Source organism: Planctomyces sp. SH-PL14 (assembly GCF_001610835.1).
In the GTDB taxonomy this organism is placed as follows: Bacteria; Planctomycetota; Planctomycetia; order Planctomycetales; family Planctomycetaceae; genus Planctomyces_A.
The window spans coordinates 5645580-5662549 of record NZ_CP011270.1; the positions used below are offsets into that span (position 1 = coordinate 5645580).

The 16970-nt window shown below is 65.9% G+C and carries 19 protein-coding genes; 5 read left to right on the forward strand and 14 right to left on the reverse strand.

Translation table 11 applies throughout. The features are described 5' to 3' along the window. Positions 1-18 precede the first annotated feature (18 nt). From VT03_RS21525 to VT03_RS21540, 4 genes are read left to right on the forward strand one after another with little or no spacing between them, the layout of a single operon-like run. Positions 19-462 (forward strand): AAA family ATPase, encoded by a 444-nt coding sequence (locus VT03_RS21525; RefSeq protein WP_075094901.1) that lies wholly within the window; start codon positions 19-21, stop codon positions 460-462. Then, a complete protein-coding gene (locus VT03_RS21530; RefSeq protein ID WP_075094902.1) occupies positions 449-1231 on the forward strand; it encodes a tRNA(His) guanylyltransferase Thg1 family protein in 783 nt (260 codons plus the stop codon). Before VT03_RS21525 ends, VT03_RS21530 begins: the two co-directional genes overlap by 14 nt. Beyond that, the gene (locus VT03_RS21535) at positions 1231-1971 is read left to right on the forward strand and encodes an RNA ligase family protein (protein ID WP_075094903.1); all 741 of its coding nucleotides are present in this window, start codon (positions 1231-1233) and stop codon (positions 1969-1971) included. The genes VT03_RS21530 and VT03_RS21535 overlap by 1 nt, the downstream gene beginning before the upstream one ends. Beyond that, positions 1968-3077 (forward strand): AAA family ATPase, encoded by a 1110-nt coding sequence (locus VT03_RS21540; protein ID WP_075094904.1) that lies wholly within the window; start codon positions 1968-1970, stop codon positions 3075-3077. The genes VT03_RS21535 and VT03_RS21540 overlap by 4 nt, the downstream gene beginning before the upstream one ends. A gap of 332 nt (positions 3078-3409) precedes the next feature. Here VT03_RS21540 and VT03_RS21545 read toward each other — a convergent pair whose 3' ends face one another. The 3 genes from VT03_RS21545 to VT03_RS21555 all read right to left on the reverse strand — a co-directional run bounded on the left by VT03_RS21545 (position 3410) and on the right by VT03_RS21555 (position 5282). After that, on the reverse strand, positions 3410-3733 hold the full coding sequence (locus VT03_RS21545) for an OB-fold protein (protein WP_075094905.1): 324 nt from the start codon (positions 3731-3733) through the stop codon (positions 3410-3412). Beyond that, a complete protein-coding gene (locus VT03_RS21550; protein WP_075094906.1) occupies positions 3733-4206 on the reverse strand; it encodes a DUF4339 domain-containing protein in 474 nt (157 codons plus the stop codon). The genes VT03_RS21545 and VT03_RS21550 overlap by 1 nt, the downstream gene beginning before the upstream one ends. Positions 4207-4340: 134 nt before the next feature. Further along, positions 4341-5282, reverse strand: coding sequence for an SUKH-3 domain-containing protein (locus VT03_RS21555; RefSeq protein ID WP_197489038.1), 942 nt, complete (start codon positions 5280-5282; stop codon positions 4341-4343). A gap of 189 nt (positions 5283-5471) precedes the next feature. Here VT03_RS21555 and VT03_RS21560 point away from each other — a divergent pair, with 189 nt between their 5' ends. Beyond that, on the forward strand, positions 5472-5723 hold the full coding sequence (locus VT03_RS21560) for a hypothetical protein (RefSeq protein WP_075094908.1): 252 nt from the start codon (positions 5472-5474) through the stop codon (positions 5721-5723). Positions 5724-5780: 57 nt separating this feature from the next. Here the strand turns inward: VT03_RS21560 and VT03_RS21565 are convergent, their stop codons facing one another. The 11 genes from VT03_RS21565 to VT03_RS21620 form a co-directional block, all read right to left on the reverse strand. Beyond that, the gene (locus VT03_RS21565) at positions 5781-7325 is read right to left on the reverse strand and encodes a hypothetical protein (RefSeq protein WP_156514676.1); all 1545 of its coding nucleotides are present in this window, start codon (positions 7323-7325) and stop codon (positions 5781-5783) included. Between the two features lie 239 nt (positions 7326-7564). Then, positions 7565-8179: a hypothetical protein gene (locus tag VT03_RS21575; RefSeq protein ID WP_075094911.1), complete on the reverse strand. Its 615-nt coding sequence runs from the start codon at positions 8177-8179 to the stop codon at positions 7565-7567. Further along, positions 8176-9765 carry a hypothetical protein gene (locus tag VT03_RS21580; protein ID WP_075094912.1) on the reverse strand — a complete coding sequence of 530 codons (1590 nt, stop codon included), beginning with the start codon at positions 9763-9765 and terminating at the stop codon, positions 8176-8178. Before VT03_RS21580 ends, VT03_RS21575 begins: the two co-directional genes overlap by 4 nt. 112 nt (positions 9766-9877) lie before the next feature. Next, positions 9878-10675 (reverse strand): hypothetical protein, encoded by a 798-nt coding sequence (locus VT03_RS21585; protein WP_075094913.1) that lies wholly within the window; start codon positions 10673-10675, stop codon positions 9878-9880. Continuing rightward, positions 10676-11047, reverse strand: a complete 372-nt coding sequence (locus tag VT03_RS21590; RefSeq protein WP_075094914.1) for a hypothetical protein — start codon at positions 11045-11047, stop codon at positions 10676-10678. It lies immediately after the preceding gene. Continuing rightward, positions 11044-11403 (reverse strand): hypothetical protein, encoded by a 360-nt coding sequence (locus tag VT03_RS21595; protein WP_075094915.1) that lies wholly within the window; start codon positions 11401-11403, stop codon positions 11044-11046. The genes VT03_RS21590 and VT03_RS21595 overlap by 4 nt, the downstream gene beginning before the upstream one ends. A 447-nt stretch (positions 11404-11850) precedes the next feature. After that, entirely contained in the window at positions 11851-12669 is an 819-nt protein-coding gene (locus VT03_RS35080) for a hypothetical protein (protein WP_156514677.1), read from the reverse strand. Between the two features lie 214 nt (positions 12670-12883). Then, positions 12884-13756, reverse strand: coding sequence for a hypothetical protein (locus tag VT03_RS34790; protein WP_231870492.1), 873 nt, complete (start codon positions 13754-13756; stop codon positions 12884-12886). A gap of 50 nt (positions 13757-13806) precedes the next feature. Beyond that, positions 13807-14967: an Hsp70 family protein gene (locus VT03_RS21610; protein WP_075094918.1), complete on the reverse strand. Its 1161-nt coding sequence runs from the start codon at positions 14965-14967 to the stop codon at positions 13807-13809. A gap of 459 nt (positions 14968-15426) precedes the next feature. Then, positions 15427-16200 carry a hypothetical protein gene (locus VT03_RS21615; RefSeq protein WP_156514678.1) on the reverse strand — a complete coding sequence of 258 codons (774 nt, stop codon included), beginning with the start codon at positions 16198-16200 and terminating at the stop codon, positions 15427-15429. Positions 16201-16445: 245 nt separating this feature from the next. Beyond that, positions 16446-16817 (reverse strand): hypothetical protein, encoded by a 372-nt coding sequence (locus VT03_RS21620; protein ID WP_156514679.1) that lies wholly within the window; start codon positions 16815-16817, stop codon positions 16446-16448. Positions 16818-16970: the final 153 nt, after the last annotated feature.

Consider the following 16970-nt stretch of genomic DNA (forward strand, 5'->3'; position numbering starts at 1 on the left):
CCAGCGGCCTCGGACATCATGCAGGCGGTCCTGTTCATCGGCCTTCAGGCCTCGGGCAAATCGTCCTTCTATAAGGACCGGTTCTTCTCCACGCACGTCCGGATCAACCTCGATCAACTGCGGACACGCCACCGCGAGCAGAAACTTCTCTCGGTCTGCCTGGAGACAGACCTCCCGTTCGTGATCGACAACACCAACCCCACCCGTCGAATCCGGTCGGCCTATATCGCCGCGGCCCGAGCCGCCCGCTACTCGGTCATCGGCTACTACTTTCAATCGCGCGTCGAGCAGTGTCTCACTCGCAATCGGCTCCGGCCGAAACCCGTTCCGGACGTCGGCATCCTGTCGACCGCCCGGACTCTTGAACGTCCCGCCTTCGACGAAGGTTTCGACGCCCTGCGGTACGTCCGGCTGACCGACTCGGGCTTCATCGATGAGGAGTGGTGCGATGCAGTTCAATGAACTCGACAAGACGATGCGGGTCTACGAAACCGCCGCGGACCTCTCCGTCCTTCCAGACCTGTTCATGGTCGCCCGTCTCGACGGCCGCAGCTTCACCCGGCTGACGAAGGGACTGTGTTCCTTTGAGGCCCCGTTCGATGTCCGGTTCCGGGACCTGATGGTGGAGACCGCCCGGTCGCTCATGACGTGCGGCTTCCGGGTGCAGTACGCCGCGACCGCCAGCGACGAGATCTCCCTCCTCCTCGATCCCGCGGAGCAGCAGTTTGGCCGCAAGCTCCGAAAATACACCTCCACGCTGGCCGGCGAAGCGAGCGCTCAGTTCTCCGTCAAGCTGGGCCGCGCCGCCTCCTTCGACTGCCGGATCTCGCAACTGCCGACACCAGGGCGGGTCGTCGACTACTTTCGTTGGCGAAGCGAAGACGCCGCGCGGAACGCGCTCAGTGCATGGTGCTACTGGACGCTCCGCAAGGAGGGAGTCGAAGCCCGGGAAGCGGACCGATGCCTCCTCGGACTCTCCGTGGGGCAGAAGAACGAACTGCTCTTCCGCCGCGGGATCAACTTCAACGACCTCCCGAGCTGGCAGAAACGGGGCGTCGGACTCTTCTGGGAGGAGTACGACAAACCGTCGACCAATCCGAAAACGGGCCAACCGGTCACGACCCGCCGGAAGCGGATTCGCACGGAGTTCGAACTCCCCATGCGTGACGGCTACAACGACTACGTCCGCGCATTCGTCTCCTCCACCCAATCCGTTCCGGGAGCACTCTGATGGGCGCCTCGCACGGTGACTTCACCAAGTATCCCCGCACACCGCACCTCTTCGGTTCGAAAGGGACTGACGACGACAAGCACCTCGGCGAGGCGGAATCGTGGCGGTTCATCGCGGACCGGTCGCTCATCGTCGAAGAGAAGATCGACGGCACGAACGTCGGCATCCACTTCACCGCCGATGGCGAGATGGTCCTGCAGTGCCGCGGCCACCTCATCGGCGAAGGGATGCATCCGCAGTACGACCTGTTCAAACAGTGGGTCGCCGTTCGCCGCGACATTCTCGAGCCGATGCTGGAGGACCGCTACATCCTGTTCGGCGAGTGGGTCTACGCGCGGCATTCGATCCACTACCGCGGCCTCCCGCACTACTTCTTCGAGTTCGACATCTACGACAAATCGGCCGAACTCTTCCTCGACCTGCAGCGGCGGCTCGCACTCCTGGACGGCACGGGACTTCAGACGGTCCCGGTCCTTCACACCGGACCGGCGACGCGGGACGACCTCCCGGGGCTGATCGGGCCGTCGCGATTCGACAGTCACTTTGAGAACCCGGCCACCGGCCAGCCCGACAACCTGATGGAGGGGCTGTACCTGCGGACCGAGGCGGACGGACGGGTGACCGGACGGGCCAAGTTCGTCCGTCCGGAGTTCGTCGAGAAGATCCGCCAGAGCACGCACTGGCAGCATCAGGCGATGGTGCCCAACCGGCTGGCCGAAGGGGCGGAGATTTGGTCATGACGTGGGAGCAACTCAAGGGAGCCCCGATTGAAGAGGTCGTGGCCTGGGCCGAGAGCCAGCCCTGGTGTCGGGCGATGTCGGCGTGCGCGCAGGACCCAGAGTGGCATTCCGAAGGGGATGTGTGGACGCACACGCAGATGGTGCTGCGCCAGCTTCTCGAACTGGACGAGTGGCCGACGCTCGCGCCGCACGAGCGGGCGGTCCTGACCTTCACGGCGCTGTTTCACGATGTCGCCAAGCCGCTGACGACGGAGGTCGATCCGGAGACCGGGCGCGTCCGGTCGCCGCGGCATGCGGTGAAAGGGGAGCAGGTCGCTCGGTCGGTTCTCCGCGAGCTCGGGTGCGACCTGGCGACCCGGGAGGAGATTGCCCGTCTGGTTCGCTATCACGGTCGGCCGGCATTTCTGCTGGAGCGCGAGGAGCCGGTTCACGAGGTCGTGCGGTTGTCGTGGCTGGTGAGCAACCGGCTTCTGTTCCTGTTCGCCATCGCCGACACGCGGGGCCGCGATACCGACTCAATGTCGCGGCCGGAGGAGAACCTGCACTTCTGGAAGATGACCGCGGAGGAGGCGGGCTGTTTTGAGGGACCGTATCCATTTGCGAGCGACCATGCGCGGTTCACCTTCTTCCGGAAGGCCCGGCCGAGCCTGCACTATGTGCCGCATGATGCTCCGTCGTGCCGGGTGACGGTGATGTCGGGAGTGCCGGGGAGTGGGAAGGATACTTGGCTGGCGCGGCATCGGCCGGAGCTGCCTGTGGTATCGCTGGATGGGATACGGGGTGAGCTGGATGTCGATCCGACGGACGACCAGGGGACGGTGGCACAGGAGGCGCGGGAGCGGTGTCGGGAGTGGTTGCGGGCGGGGAGGGCGTTTGCGTTCAACGCGACGAACACGATGCGGCTGACGCGGGGGCGGTGGCTGGATCTGTTTGCGGACTATGGGGCCCGGATCGAGATTGTGTATCTGGAGCCGCCGCTGTCGCGGATCCTGGGACAGAATCGGGGACGTCGGAGTGTGGTGCCGGAGGCGGTGGTTCGAAGGTTGCTGGAGAAGTGTGAGCCGCCCACGTGGCTGGAGTGCCACGAGTTGATCGTGGTTGAGTAACCGTCCGTGCCGGCACAGCTCCCATAGCTCAAACCCAACGTGCTACGGCCGCCTGGGGTCAAGGGGGCGACCCCTTGCCGCCGGAGGCGCTTCCATGAGGAACCGTGGTACGCAACGGACGACCGCTTTGTGGAAGCGGCGTTGAGGACTCACCGCTCGCTGAGGAATCTCCGCAGGTTGGTGAGGGGGCATTCGGCACGGGGTCCGTGCTTGGCCCCTCGCTCCATCCGACATCTCTCGACGAGACGGGCCTCCGGCGGGCAAAGGGCCACTAAAACAACACAGGCCCCTCTGCACTCCCCACCAGGGTGCCCCTGGACCCGGTTTTGTGGTCACTTCACGATCGCGCAGTCCTTCAACATCACATTGCCGAACTTCCCGTCACACCGCCCCCGAATCGTCAGCGATTGCCCCGAACTCAACTTCGCCACCGCCTCCTCAGAGCCATCATCAAAGAAACACTGGATGCGGAAGAACGTCGTATTCCCCGCCTTCAACGTCACATAGATCGTGTCCAGAATGTCCCGGCTGATGTTGTCCACCGTCCCCGTCATCTGCAGCACCTTCCCCTTGTACTTCCGGTCGGCGGCAATGTCGTTCGCCTCATACTCCGCAAACAGCTGCGCGGGAGTGACCTGAATCGCCGGCTCGGTCATCACATTGACTGCCCCGCATCGGGCTCAGGATCAAGGAACCCCCGCGCAGGTGGCTCATCCACCACAGCCCTCGGAGCCGGCCGCTGCGGTGCAACGTTCACCGGATCGAACAGCGCCGCGATTCCGCAGCAGGCCAGCACCGTCAGCGCAATCCCGCCGGCGAGCGCCCCGATCACAATCCCCATCGTGCTCGGCGGGCGACGGCCGTCGGCCTCCTCCGCGTCGTCCCGCGGCGGAGCAGAACCCTTCCCCGCTCGCGGCGGCAGCGGAGGGGGCCCCGACTGCGCGCCGGCCGCGGACCCCATCAGTCCCGGGACCGTCGCCACCGCCCGCCAGTCGGGCCACTGGTCCGTCCAGATCAGGTCCCTCGGCCCCAGCTTCCCCGACCGGACCAGCGACTGAAGCTCGGCCGCGGAGACCGGGCCGTACTTCTGCTGGTTCTTGACGTAATACCACTGTTGACCCGCAGCCAAAGGAACATCTCCTGAAACGATTCGACCGTGCAGGCGAATCTGGCCTCAGCAATCGGGACCGATGCTACCGGATGGCGATGGGAACAGGGAATCCGGTTCTTCGCTCCCAAGCCGCGACCAACTGTGAGGTGTGGTTATCGGATCCAGATCCCCGCCAGACAGACAAGCCACGCGAGGCAAAAGACCGCGATGATGATGGAGACCAGTCCGGATCGAGGTTGCCTGCGTACTTCGGCCTCGTCTGTGGCTGCAGCAAGGCAGGCGAACGAGAGAGCTCCAAAGGGAATCAGTGTCGCGGTTGCCGAGATTCGCAAAGCGAGCGTGGCGCTGGTCAACAGGAAGCAGAAGAAAGAGGCCGCGCCAACCACAACACAGGGGATCAGAAACCGCAACGAAAGCGGATGAAACCGGCGCCGGTTCTGCTCGTCCTGCCACTCCACCAGTCGCTCGATCGCGCCGGGCGTCCTCGGAGGCGGTTTCGTCGGAAACACGGGAGCCGCTCCCTGGAGTCCTTGCCCTCGTTCGATCCGAAAGGGCTCAAGGACGGACATCTGCTGTTGAAGCTCCAACGGGTCGAGATGGAGCTGCCACGGAACGTCCGGATCACCCCAGACCACCGGGAGCCTGCGCTGTCCCGTCAGGATCCGCCACGCGGCGTCACTGAAGGACGTGCCCATCAGATAGCAACCGGTTCCAGAGAAGGACAACGTAAAGATCCAGCCGTTATCCGCAACGAGAAGATAGGCGTGACACCCGCCGCCGTAGGCGACCGGGCACAGCGACACCCCCAAGAGCTCTGGCAGCAGACGCCGATGATCAGCGTCGTCGAACTCGCGCTCCGCCTCATGCGATGAGATCCGGAATTCGAGCGATGTCGGGATCAGCGGCCCGCTTTGGGGAAGCGCCTCGACGACCAGCCCGGAAAGCTCATCCAGGAGCGTCGATGCCCTCGGGAATTCCTCGGAAAAGAGGTCGCGCTCGCGGCGGACACGGGGCCGCCAGCCCGCCCGGACGAAAGCCTCGGCGACGACGTCGGGAAGCTGCAGCAGATCGTCGGTGTCGTCTCTCGCAGACACGGCGGAGGCATCCTCCAAGACGAGGCCCGGTCGATCAGAAAGCGGCACATTCGTGGCTCTCACTGTAGGGCAGATCGGAGAAGCCGACAGGGGAACGCTTCAAAGAATTCGTCCGACAGAGTCCGACCGCGTAGAATTGTAGCTCGACCTGGCACCGCGGTCGGGATCTCTTCGTGCGAGGCAACCATCATGTCCATTCGATTTCTGAGAAGGGCGGAACTTGAGCCCGGGAAGTACTACGTCACCAACATCAACCCCTCGGCCAACGACGCCCGGGCCCTGGGCGTCACGAACGGCCGCAAGGCGTGGGACTACGTCGTCGGTGGTCCCTTCGACAGCCGCGAGCAGGCCCAGGGATGGCTCCAGCGGTACCCGGAAGCGGGCGGTCCGTACGTGAGCATCGAGCTCCGCGACTCGGACCGGATGCGGGGCGAAGACTGACTCCCCCGGACACGGGATGGTCTGTCGTGGTCGCCCTGTGACCTCGCGGAACGCGGGTCAGGGGAGGGAGATCTCGATCGGGACCGACGTCCAGGTCTGTTCGTCCACTGTTCCCTCGGCTGTGACCCGCCACATTCCCGCGTTGACGGCTTCCAGGGAGACGGCCAGAACGAGATTGCCGCGGTCGCGGGTCCACGCGCCTTGGGAAAAGAAGTCCGCCGGGTCAGATGCGATGGCTTCGATTCGCCGGACCTCTCCCGCCGGGCCATTTGCATCCAGACGTTCGAGGAGAAATGTCGGAGCGGTGGGAAGCTTCACGCCAGCCGTCTCCAGCCCCATCCAGAGGCCAAGGCGGTCCTGAACACTCGACACACGGTACACCGTGACCAGGATCCCGTGCGGATTTCCCGTCAGGTCCTTCCAGAAGCGGTCGTCCGCCACCTTCAGGATCGATTCGGCACAACGGATCCGCACATCGTTATCTCGTTCGACGCGATACCGCGCCGCCAGCAGTTCCGCGACTCGCGCGCTCGGTTGAGCGGAGTCCTCTCCATTTCGTCGCCGCCCGATGGTCTCCAGGCAGTGAACGGCCCTCGACCGGAGAGAGGGGTCGTTGGCGGCGAGTAGCGGAGCGATCTGCTCGATCAGTTGCGTCCGTTCCTCCGGCGTCAGCGCCTTTCGATTGGTGGAGGCATTGTTCTCCCTCCAGAAGTTCTGGCTGTCGTGAAGTTCCGCGAGGGCCGCCTCTCGGATGTTGACGGGGAGAGTCGCGTCGAGGGCCTTCCGCAGGACGAGCTGGCGGCCTTCCGGAGAGCAGAACGGGCCGTCGTGGCTGTGGCCGTAGCTTCCCTGAACGGTGAAAAGCTCCAGCGTGGTCCAGCAGGCTTCCGGGTGACCGCTCTCCATCACCCGATCGTACAGCGTCCACTGAAAAGGCCCCCAGTCCTTCCTGTCACTTCCCCTGAGGTTTTTCTGATCCAACTCGTGCTGATGCTCCGTCAGCCAGGCCAGGATTGCCCGGTTGCGCTTCGCAGGTTCCGGAATGCTCATCGCGGCGCGGGCCCGCTCCACGGGTGGCAGGTCCGCTTGAACCTGCTTCAGGATCGCCTCCCATGACGGGGGCTGTTCGCCGGAAGGGTATCGAGCGTGAAGGTAGTAGGGGCCCGGATTCGAGGTCTGATCAGGAATCAGAACATCGCCGTTCTCGCAAAGAATCCGGAGACCGGACATGACGATCTGGTACGTCTCCTTCGCCTTCGGATCGTTCGACGCTTTCAGGAAGACCAACGCCGTCCTGACGTGGATGGGCGGTCGAGGTTCCTTAAAAAGCCGAGCGTACATATCACCGAGATTGTACAGCTGAGGATCCGGGCGGAGTTGATGGCCGATGAGATCCTTGGGCCCCTGCAGGACCTGGGTCACCGTAATGGTCATGGCAAGATCATCCCCCGCAACCGCACTGCCGAGGACCACGGCGTCCGCCAATCCGGCCAGATGCCGCAGTGGGTGTCTTGGAAGGATCTCCGCGCGTAGCTTGCCCGCTGACATCGGAACCAGCAGTCCTAAGACCACCGCGATCCACCGCGTACGCTGACGACTCATCGCCCACCTCACCGTTCTGCATCGGCGCGAGATGGATTGTGTCACGTCCGGGGATCGGCTGGCGAGATGAGATTCGCGCGGGACGTCGGTTGTGGCCGGGACGGTTCCTTTTCGGGACGTGCCTCCGGTGGGAAGGGACCTCTCGATCACAAGACTGTCCCTCTCGCCCGTGGTTGGCCGGCGGCTTCGAGCTGCGCGATGGAGGCTGTTGGTCAGGGGTGAACGGATCGGACCGCGGCTCACTTCGTCGCGGCGAGGCGGAACAGGTCGTCCACCTGCGGGTCCGTCAGCCCGAATTTCCCGGCGATCTCGTTGAGCTCGCGACTGGTCCGGGACCAGTTGCTCGCGTCCCACACGACCCGGTAGCGAAAGCCGTCCTGTTCTGCCTCCGCCCCGGTGATCCAGACGTCCACCGCCTCATACAGTCCGGCGTCGATCAGCGCCAGCTTCGCCTGCGTCGCGGTCACCTGGGCCGGGACCGGCGGCGCGTCCCAGTCCCAGGCGTCGAACAGGGCCGTGGCGGTTGCCCGCTGCGGCTCGGTCGCTTCCGCCCCAAAGTCGATCCGGTCGCGGGCGACGCCGATCGCGGGGATCCCCATCAGGGAGAGCCGGTTGTGCAGCGTGAGGACCCGCTCCGGCGACGTGACCGGCACGGGGGGCGGCTCCGGTTCTGGCTCCGGCGGTTGTCCAGGCTCAGGCGGTGCGGGCCACGCGGCGAAGATGCGGTCCGCGCGGCCGCGCTGGACCGTGGTCGCTTCCGTCCCGTATTCGACCCCCTCCGCCGTGACCGCGATCACCGGGATGGAGAACGCCGCCAGCAGTTCGGCGATCGCCAGGAAATCCGCGGCCGTCATACCCACACCTGTGCGTGAACGGTAAAGGTGAAGAAGGTCGTGTTTCCGCTCCCGGTGGCCGACTCGGTGACGTAGACAACGCGATAGCCGTTCGAGGGATCGGTCGGCAATGCCGTTCCCATTCCAATCGGATTCGCCAGCCCGAAGTCGATCGCCACGAACTGCGTCGTCGTCGAACCGCCGAGTGAGATCCGGGCCCCCTGCGTCCCCGCTCCGGTCGGCGAGAACGCTCCATTGAGCTGCAGGATGGTCGAATACAGCGGGACAGGAGAGACCCACTCCACCGTGTGGTTCCCGCCGTTCCAGCCGCGGACCGTAGTGGAACTGTACGTGTGGATCGTCGAGTCCGTTCGGTACAGGAGCTTCGCAACCGGATGGAGGAGGTTCGCGCAGAACCGCCTCACATAGCTGTCCTCCGTCGTCGCCGTCCCCGTCGCCCGGATCGTCCCCAGCAGGAGGCCCCGGGACGCCGCGACGGTGTCGCCGTTGATGACGGTCGTGAGCGGGGCGCCGTTGACCCACTGTCCCGCCAGCAGACCGACCGCGGCCGAGCGGGTCGTGTCGTTCGTCCAGGCAGGAGCGAGATCGATCCGCGTGACATCGGCTCCCGGCGGCTCGGTCGGGATCGACACGGTCCACGCGGCCGGCCAGTTCCCGCCGCCGCTGGCGTAGGCATTGGTTCCCGTCGACGTCGCCGAGGAAGGTCCGTTGATGGTGTCGAACTTGAAGAAGTAGTTCGCCGACTGTGACCCCTCTTCGTAGGACCCGGCGAACAGGGAGGTCGTTCCCGATGGCGGGGTTCCAATGACGTCGTGGGCCATGCAGCACAGCAGCAGCTTCGTGTTGGCTTCCGGTGCTGTGACGGACGGGCATGTGCGGCCGCTGGCTGAGCCGAACACGGGATCGACAGTCGAGCTGGCCCCCTTCCATGCAACGGCCACGGCGATCTTCTCGCCGGTTCCCACGTTCAGGGTATAGGTGCCGGGCTCGCTGCTGCCGGCCCGCTTCCAGTAGCAGTAATGCCGGCTGGTCCACGTGCTGAAGGTGACCGCCGGGCCGTCCACCTTCGTGAACCCGCTGGTTGCGGAGCCGGTCGGCCCGTTCGCCGTCTTCACGAAGATCAGGATCAGGTCACCGGACACGACGCCGGCCGGCCGGTTGACCGTGATCGTCGTTCCCGACAGCGAGCTCGCCCGATCGAACGACCGGAACGCGTTCGGCGGAGTCGAGGATGTCCGGTAGGCGAAGACATCGTAGTTCTTCCCGCTGGTCAGCCCCGTCAGCGCGACGTTGAGCTCCGAGAAGCTGTAAGGCTGGTAGTCCGCCCCGTCATAGAGGCTGACGACGTTCCCTCGCCAGGGGGTGAAATAGACCGTCGACTGCGCGGTCAGGTCTGCGGTCGTGATTGGTGTGCCGCCCAGCAGCGTCAGCCTGCCGCACTGTAGCGGCGAAGCCTCCGCGAGGGCGGCTGGTCGGAGCCCCAGGTTGCTGCGGGCCGTGGCCGCGGTCCCGGCGCCGGTGCCGCCATTGCTCACCGCCAGCGGCGTGGCGAGGGGGCTGAGCGCGGAACGGACTTCGATGGGCATGGGGGGAGTTCTTGGTTGGCAGTCGCCGGTGATCGGTCGAAGGCGGGCGGGGAAGGCGAGCTGCCGCGGCCTCCCGGCTCGGGTCCCTGAGGCCTCATCCCTTGTTCCGGTCTCACCCCGTCACGACGACGCGGAACTGGTTCGACGACGGCGCCGCGGCGAAGACGATGACCGCGGTGTTGGTGGTGTCGTGGCGGGTCTCGACAAGGATCTCGTCGTAGTTGCCGGAGTTGCGGAAGACGGCGACCGTCACATCCCTCGAGCCCAGGTTGTGGGTCACGGTGTAGCTCGTGTTCGAGCCGTCGCCGATGCTGGTGGAGTACTTCCTGGTGAAGCCGGTGTAGCCCGAGAGAGTCGCCGGCGTGACCGCCCGCTCGGTATCGCTTCCGGCGTTGACCTCCGCCTGCGTGGCGAGCTCGATCTTGCCGGCGGAGGTCTCGGTGGCCTGACCGACGGTCGCCCCGAAGGAGGTCCACAGGAGATCGTCGGACCCGACGGTGCCGTTGACCTCGGTCTGCCGCCAGGTGGAGCCCTCGTTGGCGGTCCCTTCGTCGACGGTGACGACGGCCGACTCGAGCGAATCGAAGTCGGCGGCGTCGTCAGCGCGGGTCAGGGCGGTTGAGGCCCCGTTGAAGATGTAGATTCCGTTCTGGCTGGCGTCCGTCTGGTCCTTGAGGAGGATGCGGTCGTTTGTCGCGAGCGTGACCCCGTCCATCGTGGAGCCGGGGGAGCTGGTGTTGACGTTGGCCGTGGAAGCGGTCCGGACGTTGTCCTTCCAGGCGAGCCCTTCCGAGACGGCGCTGAGCTGCGCGACGGTCGCGGGGTGCTGCGGGTCGGTGCCGTCCGGGAGGTTGATGATCCGGGCGACGCTGTTGAAGTCGAGGTCGGCGCCGACGAGACGAGTTGCCATTTAGAGAAGCCTTGCGGAACCGGCGAGCGCGTAGGCGAACGCCACGGTGATGAGGTTGTCGGAAACGTGTGTGACCTGGCCGTCCATGAGGACACCGCCGACGGTCCGCAGCTCGACGCTGGGGCGGTAGGCGAGGTTGTGGGCGATGGTCCAGTTCGTCGACGGGGATGGCTGCTGGTGGAGGTAGCCTTCGGCGGTGCCTGGTCGTCCGCGGGGACCCTGGCGTCCGGTGGTGATCCGGAGTTCGCGGGGGGCGCGGATCGCGAGGGCGGGGCGGCGGTCGAGGACGGCGGTGCGTGTTGCCGCGCGGACGACGATGGCCGGTTGGTGTTCGACGGTGATGCGGGTACGGGGGATGTCGAGGGTGGTCATGCCGAGCCCTCCGGGGCGGGGGGAACGGGATGGCAGAGGACGGTCCCTGTGGCCCAGGGGTCGATGGTCAGGTCGTCGCCGGTCCCTTCGAGGAGATCGAGGATCCAGCCGAGGATGGTGTTCTCGGGGAAGGTGAAGGCGTCGAGGGGGTGGACGAATTCGATGTTGCCGGAGTTGGTGCCGTCGGAGAGTTCGTGTTCGAAGACGAACTGTTGTGTTTCGGCGATCCAGTAGCGGAGGCGGAGTGTTTTGTTGGTGAGGTCGACGGGTGAGCCGGAGTCCGTGCGGAATTCGAGGGGGACGCGGTTGGTGCGTCCGGCGGTGAAGGTCGGGAGTGTGGTGGAGGTGTCGCACATGCTGAGTGTTGATCGGCACGGGTAGCCGAGGGCGCGACACGCCACATCAAGAACCGGGTCCAGGGATCCCCTGGTGGGGAGTGCAGAGGGGCAACGCCCCTTTGCCCGCCGGAGGCCCGTCTCGTCTCGATCTCTCTGAAGGAGCGAGTGTCCAAGCGCGGACACAGCGCCGTATGCCCCCTCACCAACCCGCGGGGATTGAAACGCGAGCGGTGTGGTGTGAAGGAGTCCTCAACGCGGGGACCACAAAGGGACATCCGTTGTGTCCCACGGTTCCTCACAGGAGTGCCTCCGGCGGCAAGGGGGCGAGGCCCCCTTGACCCCGGCTGCCGTCGCACATTGGGTTTGAGCTTTGGGAGCTGCGCCGGCAAGGACGCGGTGCGCAAAAAAATCGCCCTGCCACACTGGCGACAGGGCGATCACTCAGGTTCGATCAACGTCAGCGTTCTACGGACGCGGAGGCGTCGGCGGAGCCGGAGGCGTCACCGGCTCCTTCGGCTCGGCAGGCGTCTTCGGCCGGGCCGGAGTCCGAGGCTCGGTGGGAGTGGCCGGCGTCTTCGGCCGGTTCTCCGCCGCATCGCGAGGCGCCGCCGGTTCCCGCGGAGTACGCGGATTGGCCGCGTCCCGATCCGTCGACGGAGTCTCCGTCCGCGGCATCGGCGCATTGTCCCGAGCCGGGTCCCGCGGCCGTGCACCATCACGCTCCTGACCAGGAGCCCGATCGTCATTGTCCCGCGGCTGATTCCGGTTCCGGTCGGGCTGGTTGCTGTCATCCCGGTTCCGATCGGTCCGGTTGTCATCCCGATCGCGGTTCCCCGCGTCACGCGGACGATCCCCCGCCGGCCGCGGAGCCGCACCACCCCGGACACCACGGTCTTCCACGCGGACGTTGAACGTGGAGTTCACCTGCTCACGGAACTGGGCCGAAGCAAAGTCCGGCCACCGGTCCTGCGTGAAGAACTGAATCTGCTTGAACCGGGCCGGCGCGATGTCGACAAACACGACGCTGTCCGTGTACCGGACATCGACCGCCTGGTACGGCAGCGCGTAGTACTGGTCGTCATGCGAAGCGATGAAGTACTCAACGCATCCACCGTCGCTCAGGACGACGTCCACGATCTGCCCGGCGGGCTCATCCTCACGAATGAGGACCTTCGACTTCATCACGACGCTCAGCTTGTGGATCTGGGCCCCGCTCGTCGCGGTCTCCACGCGGCGAACGGTGCGCTCCTGTGCTGGAGCCTGACCGGCCAGGCACAGAGCCACGGCCGACATCAAAACAGTGTGGCGTAACATTTCTCCTCCCCAGGAAACGAACGAGACGGACAGTTGTCCCCGTCTCTCAGGACGTCCGGAGTGGAAAGCAAGTCGCATACCCCGACAGGCCCTTCATCGGGATGGCCGTCGCATCGCCCCATCGATAGCGCACGACCGTTTCTCTTGAGAGAGACGTGAGCCGGTCACGGCAAGCTGGCCACGCTCATCCGACTTTCCAGAATGCCAGCACCCCCTCGGTCACTGCGAACAACGCCACGTCGTTCCGCAGAGCATCGCACAGCGGCTCGAACTGCGGCACCCCCTTCACCGTCACCCCCGCCGCCGTGTCGAGAACGTGACCCAGACGGATCCCCTCGCGAAGACAGAATGAGAGGAGCAGCAACCGCACGTCGCTGACGTACTCCTCTCCCCGCGCCCGCACGCTCGCACGCCCCAGCGCCGTCGCCAGCTCGTCCTCCCCCTCCAGCCGCGCCAGGACCCAGTCGGTCCCCGGATGCGCCTCCTCCAACCCTCGCTCCGCCGCGTACCGAGACACCTGCCTGCCCAGCAGCCAGGGAAAGACGAGATCCCGCTCCCCGAGCGCGTCGAGCTGCGCCAGTCCCGCCAGCGGCCCCCGGGCCCACACCGCGATCTCCCCCTCCAGTTCGTCCCGCGTCTCGACCGTGCTGCAGAACAGGCCGCGCATTCCCAGCCGCATCAGGGCCTCGTAGTGACGCCCCGGAATACCCATCAGATGCCGCGACAGGAACCGCGTCAGGTCCAGCTTCTCCAGCATCGTGGAGTGAGCGAACTGGAGGTCCGCCAGCTCGCGCAGCACCGTCTCCAGCCGCTGACGACACCGCTCCGCTTCGGGGTGGCAACTGGTCCAGCTCAGCCCGATTCCCATCACCACAAGGTCGAACCAGCTGTTCCGTTCATCTCGGAGAAACCACCGCCCCCGGTCGACATCCCCCTCGATGAGCCGGAAGGCATCGACCCGCGCCGCGACTGTCCACCGGGCCCGCAGGAACTCGACCCGCTCCGACCGCGAGAGCGGCGCCCGCCACCACGCGTCCGCCTTCAGCGAGTAGGCCACCTCCGGACTCCGCCGCATCTCGTCGAGGAAGATCCTCCGCAGGGCCTCCGTCACCGGGACCGTGTGAGGCCCGTCCTCGCGGGGAGCGGGCGGAGGGGGATTGGGGTCGGCCAGCTCCGGCCGCAGGATCTGGAGCCAGTGGACCCGGTCGGCGACCTCGGGTGACCACCGGTCGAGGCCACCCAGCTGCCGCCATGCCTCCTCCCAGTTTCCACCCGCCGCCACCTTCCACGCCCCCCGGGCGGCGTCACCCACATCGGGTTCCGGTCGACCCGGCGGCGACTCGAACGGGCGGGCCGGAGGCGCGGACTTCTGTTCGGGCGATGACTCGCCTCCATCGGAAAAGTCCTTCTGCCAGGCGCCCGCGTCACCGTGACCTGCGGTGCTCCGTCGCCGATCTCGCCGGTCTTCCCCGGCACCGCGATGACGTACGTGGACTGCCGCGAGAGCTGCCGCTTGGCGATCTCGCATTCCCTGCGGAGCCGCGAGACCAGCAGCGGCGACTCCATCTCGGCCCGCTCGAGCGCGATCCCCCGCTGCTGGAGGACTCGGGTCGCCAGGACCCCCGTGATGTCCTCGCCCCCCAGGAAGGTCTCCCCGGAGGAGGCCCGGATCTCCAGCGTCCCTTCGAAGAACTGGACGACCGAGACGTCGAAGGTGCCGCCGCCGAGATCGACGACGAGGACCGTCTTGTCGTCGCCGGACTCATGCAGGCCGTAGGCGATGGCGGCCGCGGTCGGCTCGTTGAGGATGCGGGCGACGTCGAGGCCGATGAGGCGGGCCGCCTCGATGGTGGCGTTCCGCTGGTTGTCGTTGAAGTAGGCGGGGACGGTGATGACCGCCCGTTCGACGGGAGTTCCGAGGAACGCTTCGGCGTCCTGCTTGAGGGAGCGGAGGACGAGGCTGGAGAGCTCGACGGGGGTGAGGGTTTTGCCGGCGAGCTTGAGGGTGCGGTCGGTCCCCATGTGGCGTTTGAAGACGGCGGCGCAGCGGTCGGGGCGGGTGACCTGCAGTTCCTGGGCGGTGCGGCCGACGTGGAGCCGGTCCTGTTCGTCGAAGCCGATGATGGAGGGGGTGAGGACTTCGCCGAGGGCGTTGCGGATGAGCGCGGGGCCGTGGGCGGTCATGACGGCGGCGAGGGAGTGGGTGGTTCCCAGGTCGATGCCGATGAGAGCGGGCGTGGGGCCGGGATCGGGGAGGGGGGGAGACATGCACGTGGCCCTGGCGGGAGAGGGGAGCGGTGGAGTCGAGACATCGCAAGCCGCGCCGAAGTTCGTGCCCGATCCGCGTAGTCAGCATGAACGCCCGTTCGGTGGCAATCAAGGCAGCGCCAGCAAGAGAACCGCGTCCTCGCCGGCGCAGCGCCCATAGCTCAAACCCAATGTGCCCGGCAGCCTGGGGTCAAGGGGGCCACGCCCCCTTGCCGCCGGAGGCACTTCCATGAGGAACCGTGGTACACAACGGACGTCCCCTTTGTGGTCCCCGCGCTGAGGACTGCTTCACACAACACCGCTCGCTTTCCAACCCCCGCGTCTCGGTGAGGGGGCATACGGCACGGTGTCCGCGCTTGGACACGATCTCCTTCAGACAGTGTCCGGCGAGACAAGCCTCCGGCGGGCAAGGGGGTGTGCCCCCCTTGCATCCCCCACCAGGGTGCCCCTGGACCCGGCTTAAGAACGGGCCTCTCCTAATGTGACGCGTTCCACCGTGAAGGAACGATCCGCCCCCCGACCCGTGTTCGTGGCCCGCTTCGGAAAATAAGCCTTCCGCCCCTCATCCCCCACTTCCACCTCCTGGAACTCCTGAACCTCATAAAGATCGACCATCTTCGGCAGCGTCGGGGCGATGGCGATCGTCGACCGGATCCGCCGGGGAATCCAACCGACCTGCCGCGACAGCCAGACCTCGCAGTCCGCCATCCCTCCCCCCCGCACCACGATCTGCTGAACCCGCAGATGCAGGCACTCCTCACCCGCGATCTTCTCCCAACCCAGCACCTCAAGATTCGGCTTCTCAAGATACGACGGGAGCGACTCGTTCAGCTCAAAAAGCCGCAGACCCAGGAAGTGAGCCGGGGAGAACTGCCGGTCGAATTCTTCGTAGAGCGCCGACTTGTTGACGCCCAGGATCTTGTTCGGATCGTCCGATGAGAAGTCGGCCCGCGCCACCCGGTCTCCGTCGAGTGCCATCCGGACGCGATGCCAGCGCTTCCCGTCCGACGTCTTCCGGGCCGCCATCTCAATCAGTTCGATCTTCCCGGCCCTGGCCCACTTCCAGCGCCCCGGTCCCTCGAAGATCGCCAGCTTGTCGGTGCTGTCAGCCGGAGTCGTCTCCAAGAGCGTGAACTCGCAGTTAACCGACTCATAGTCGCGGAGGGCCTTCGCGACTCGTTCCCGAATCTCGGCGACTTTCGGGAGGTTCTCCGCTCGCAGATGCGTCGCCAAGAGACCCATTCCCAAGAGCAACATTCCGACGAACCGGGCGATCACTCGACGTCGACCAAGACCGAGTCGACCCGTCCCCCATTCCTGAGCAGCCATGACGAATCCTCACGAGGCCCCGAGACTCCATGACATGCGATCATCGAATCCGATTGGATTCGCCTCGGCAAGTGAAGAGCCGGTCCAGATGAGGACCTCCTCCGAGCGGCGGCACCCGGTTCCACCTCGCTCCCGGTCTGGGGGCATCACTACGGGAGGGGCTGACCCGCGGGGGCCGGACCCCGGGGAGCAGATCCACCCCCTTTGTCGACGGACGTTCCGACTGGCATCGGTCGCCCCGAGACGTTCTCCACCAGATAGCCCCAGAAGTAGGCATTCATCGGAAGCGTGACGATCGGAAACAGCGATGGGTCGCTGATAGGAGACCCATCAAACAACCAACCGCAGGGAAACCCCAGTAGGAGCAGCAACACCACCGCAAGTAAGGCCAGCCATTCCGGCAGAAATCCCCAGTGCTGTCGCTCCAGCAGCACCAGCGCACAGACCTCAATACAGCCCATGATCGCGATCGCAATCCGTCCCGCCCGATCCGGTCTCCTCAGCCAATCAGATCGACTCACGGCATCACCCCGACCGGCGCAAACCGACAATCCTCACCCTGAAGGGAACGTCCCCTCGACGAATGCTCCTACAGATACGCAGAAACGCCGCGTCGGTTTTCAAGCTCCTCATCGGCGGGATGGGGCCTCCTTCGGTTTTGAGCGCAGATCACT

What these genes read in the sequence shown, in the direction of transcription:
- VT03_RS21525 (WP_075094901.1), top strand. Translation starts at nt 19, where the DNA reads ATGCAGGCGGTCCTGTTCATCGGCCTTCAGGCCTCGGGCAAATCGTCC.
- VT03_RS21530 (WP_075094902.1), top strand. Translation starts at nt 449, where the DNA reads ATGCAGTTCAATGAACTCGACAAGACGATGCGGGTCTACGAAACCGCC.
- VT03_RS21535 (WP_075094903.1), top strand. Translation starts at nt 1,231, where the DNA reads ATGGGCGCCTCGCACGGTGACTTCACCAAGTATCCCCGCACACCGCAC.
- VT03_RS21540 (WP_075094904.1), top strand. Translation starts at nt 1,968, where the DNA reads ATGACGTGGGAGCAACTCAAGGGAGCCCCGATTGAAGAGGTCGTGGCC.
- VT03_RS21545 (WP_075094905.1), bottom strand. Translation starts at nt 3,733, where the DNA reads ATGACCGAGCCGGCGATTCAGGTCACTCCCGCGCAGCTGTTTGCGGAG.
- VT03_RS21560 (WP_075094908.1), top strand. Translation starts at nt 5,472, where the DNA reads ATGTCCATTCGATTTCTGAGAAGGGCGGAACTTGAGCCCGGGAAGTAC.
- VT03_RS21565 (WP_156514676.1), bottom strand. Translation starts at nt 7,325, where the DNA reads ATGAGTCGTCAGCGTACGCGGTGGATCGCGGTGGTCTTAGGACTGCTG.
- VT03_RS21575 (WP_075094911.1), bottom strand. Translation starts at nt 8,179, where the DNA reads ATGACGGCCGCGGATTTCCTGGCGATCGCCGAACTGCTGGCGGCGTTC.
- VT03_RS21580 (WP_075094912.1), bottom strand. Translation starts at nt 9,765, where the DNA reads ATGCCCATCGAAGTCCGTTCCGCGCTCAGCCCCCTCGCCACGCCGCTG.
- VT03_RS21585 (WP_075094913.1), bottom strand. Translation starts at nt 10,675, where the DNA reads ATGGCAACTCGTCTCGTCGGCGCCGACCTCGACTTCAACAGCGTCGCC.
- VT03_RS21590 (WP_075094914.1), bottom strand. Translation starts at nt 11,047, where the DNA reads ATGACCACCCTCGACATCCCCCGTACCCGCATCACCGTCGAACACCAA.
- VT03_RS21595 (WP_075094915.1), bottom strand. Translation starts at nt 11,403, where the DNA reads ATGTGCGACACCTCCACCACACTCCCGACCTTCACCGCCGGACGCACC.
- VT03_RS21610 (WP_075094918.1), bottom strand. Translation starts at nt 14,967, where the DNA reads ATGTCTCCCCCCCTCCCCGATCCCGGCCCCACGCCCGCTCTCATCGGC.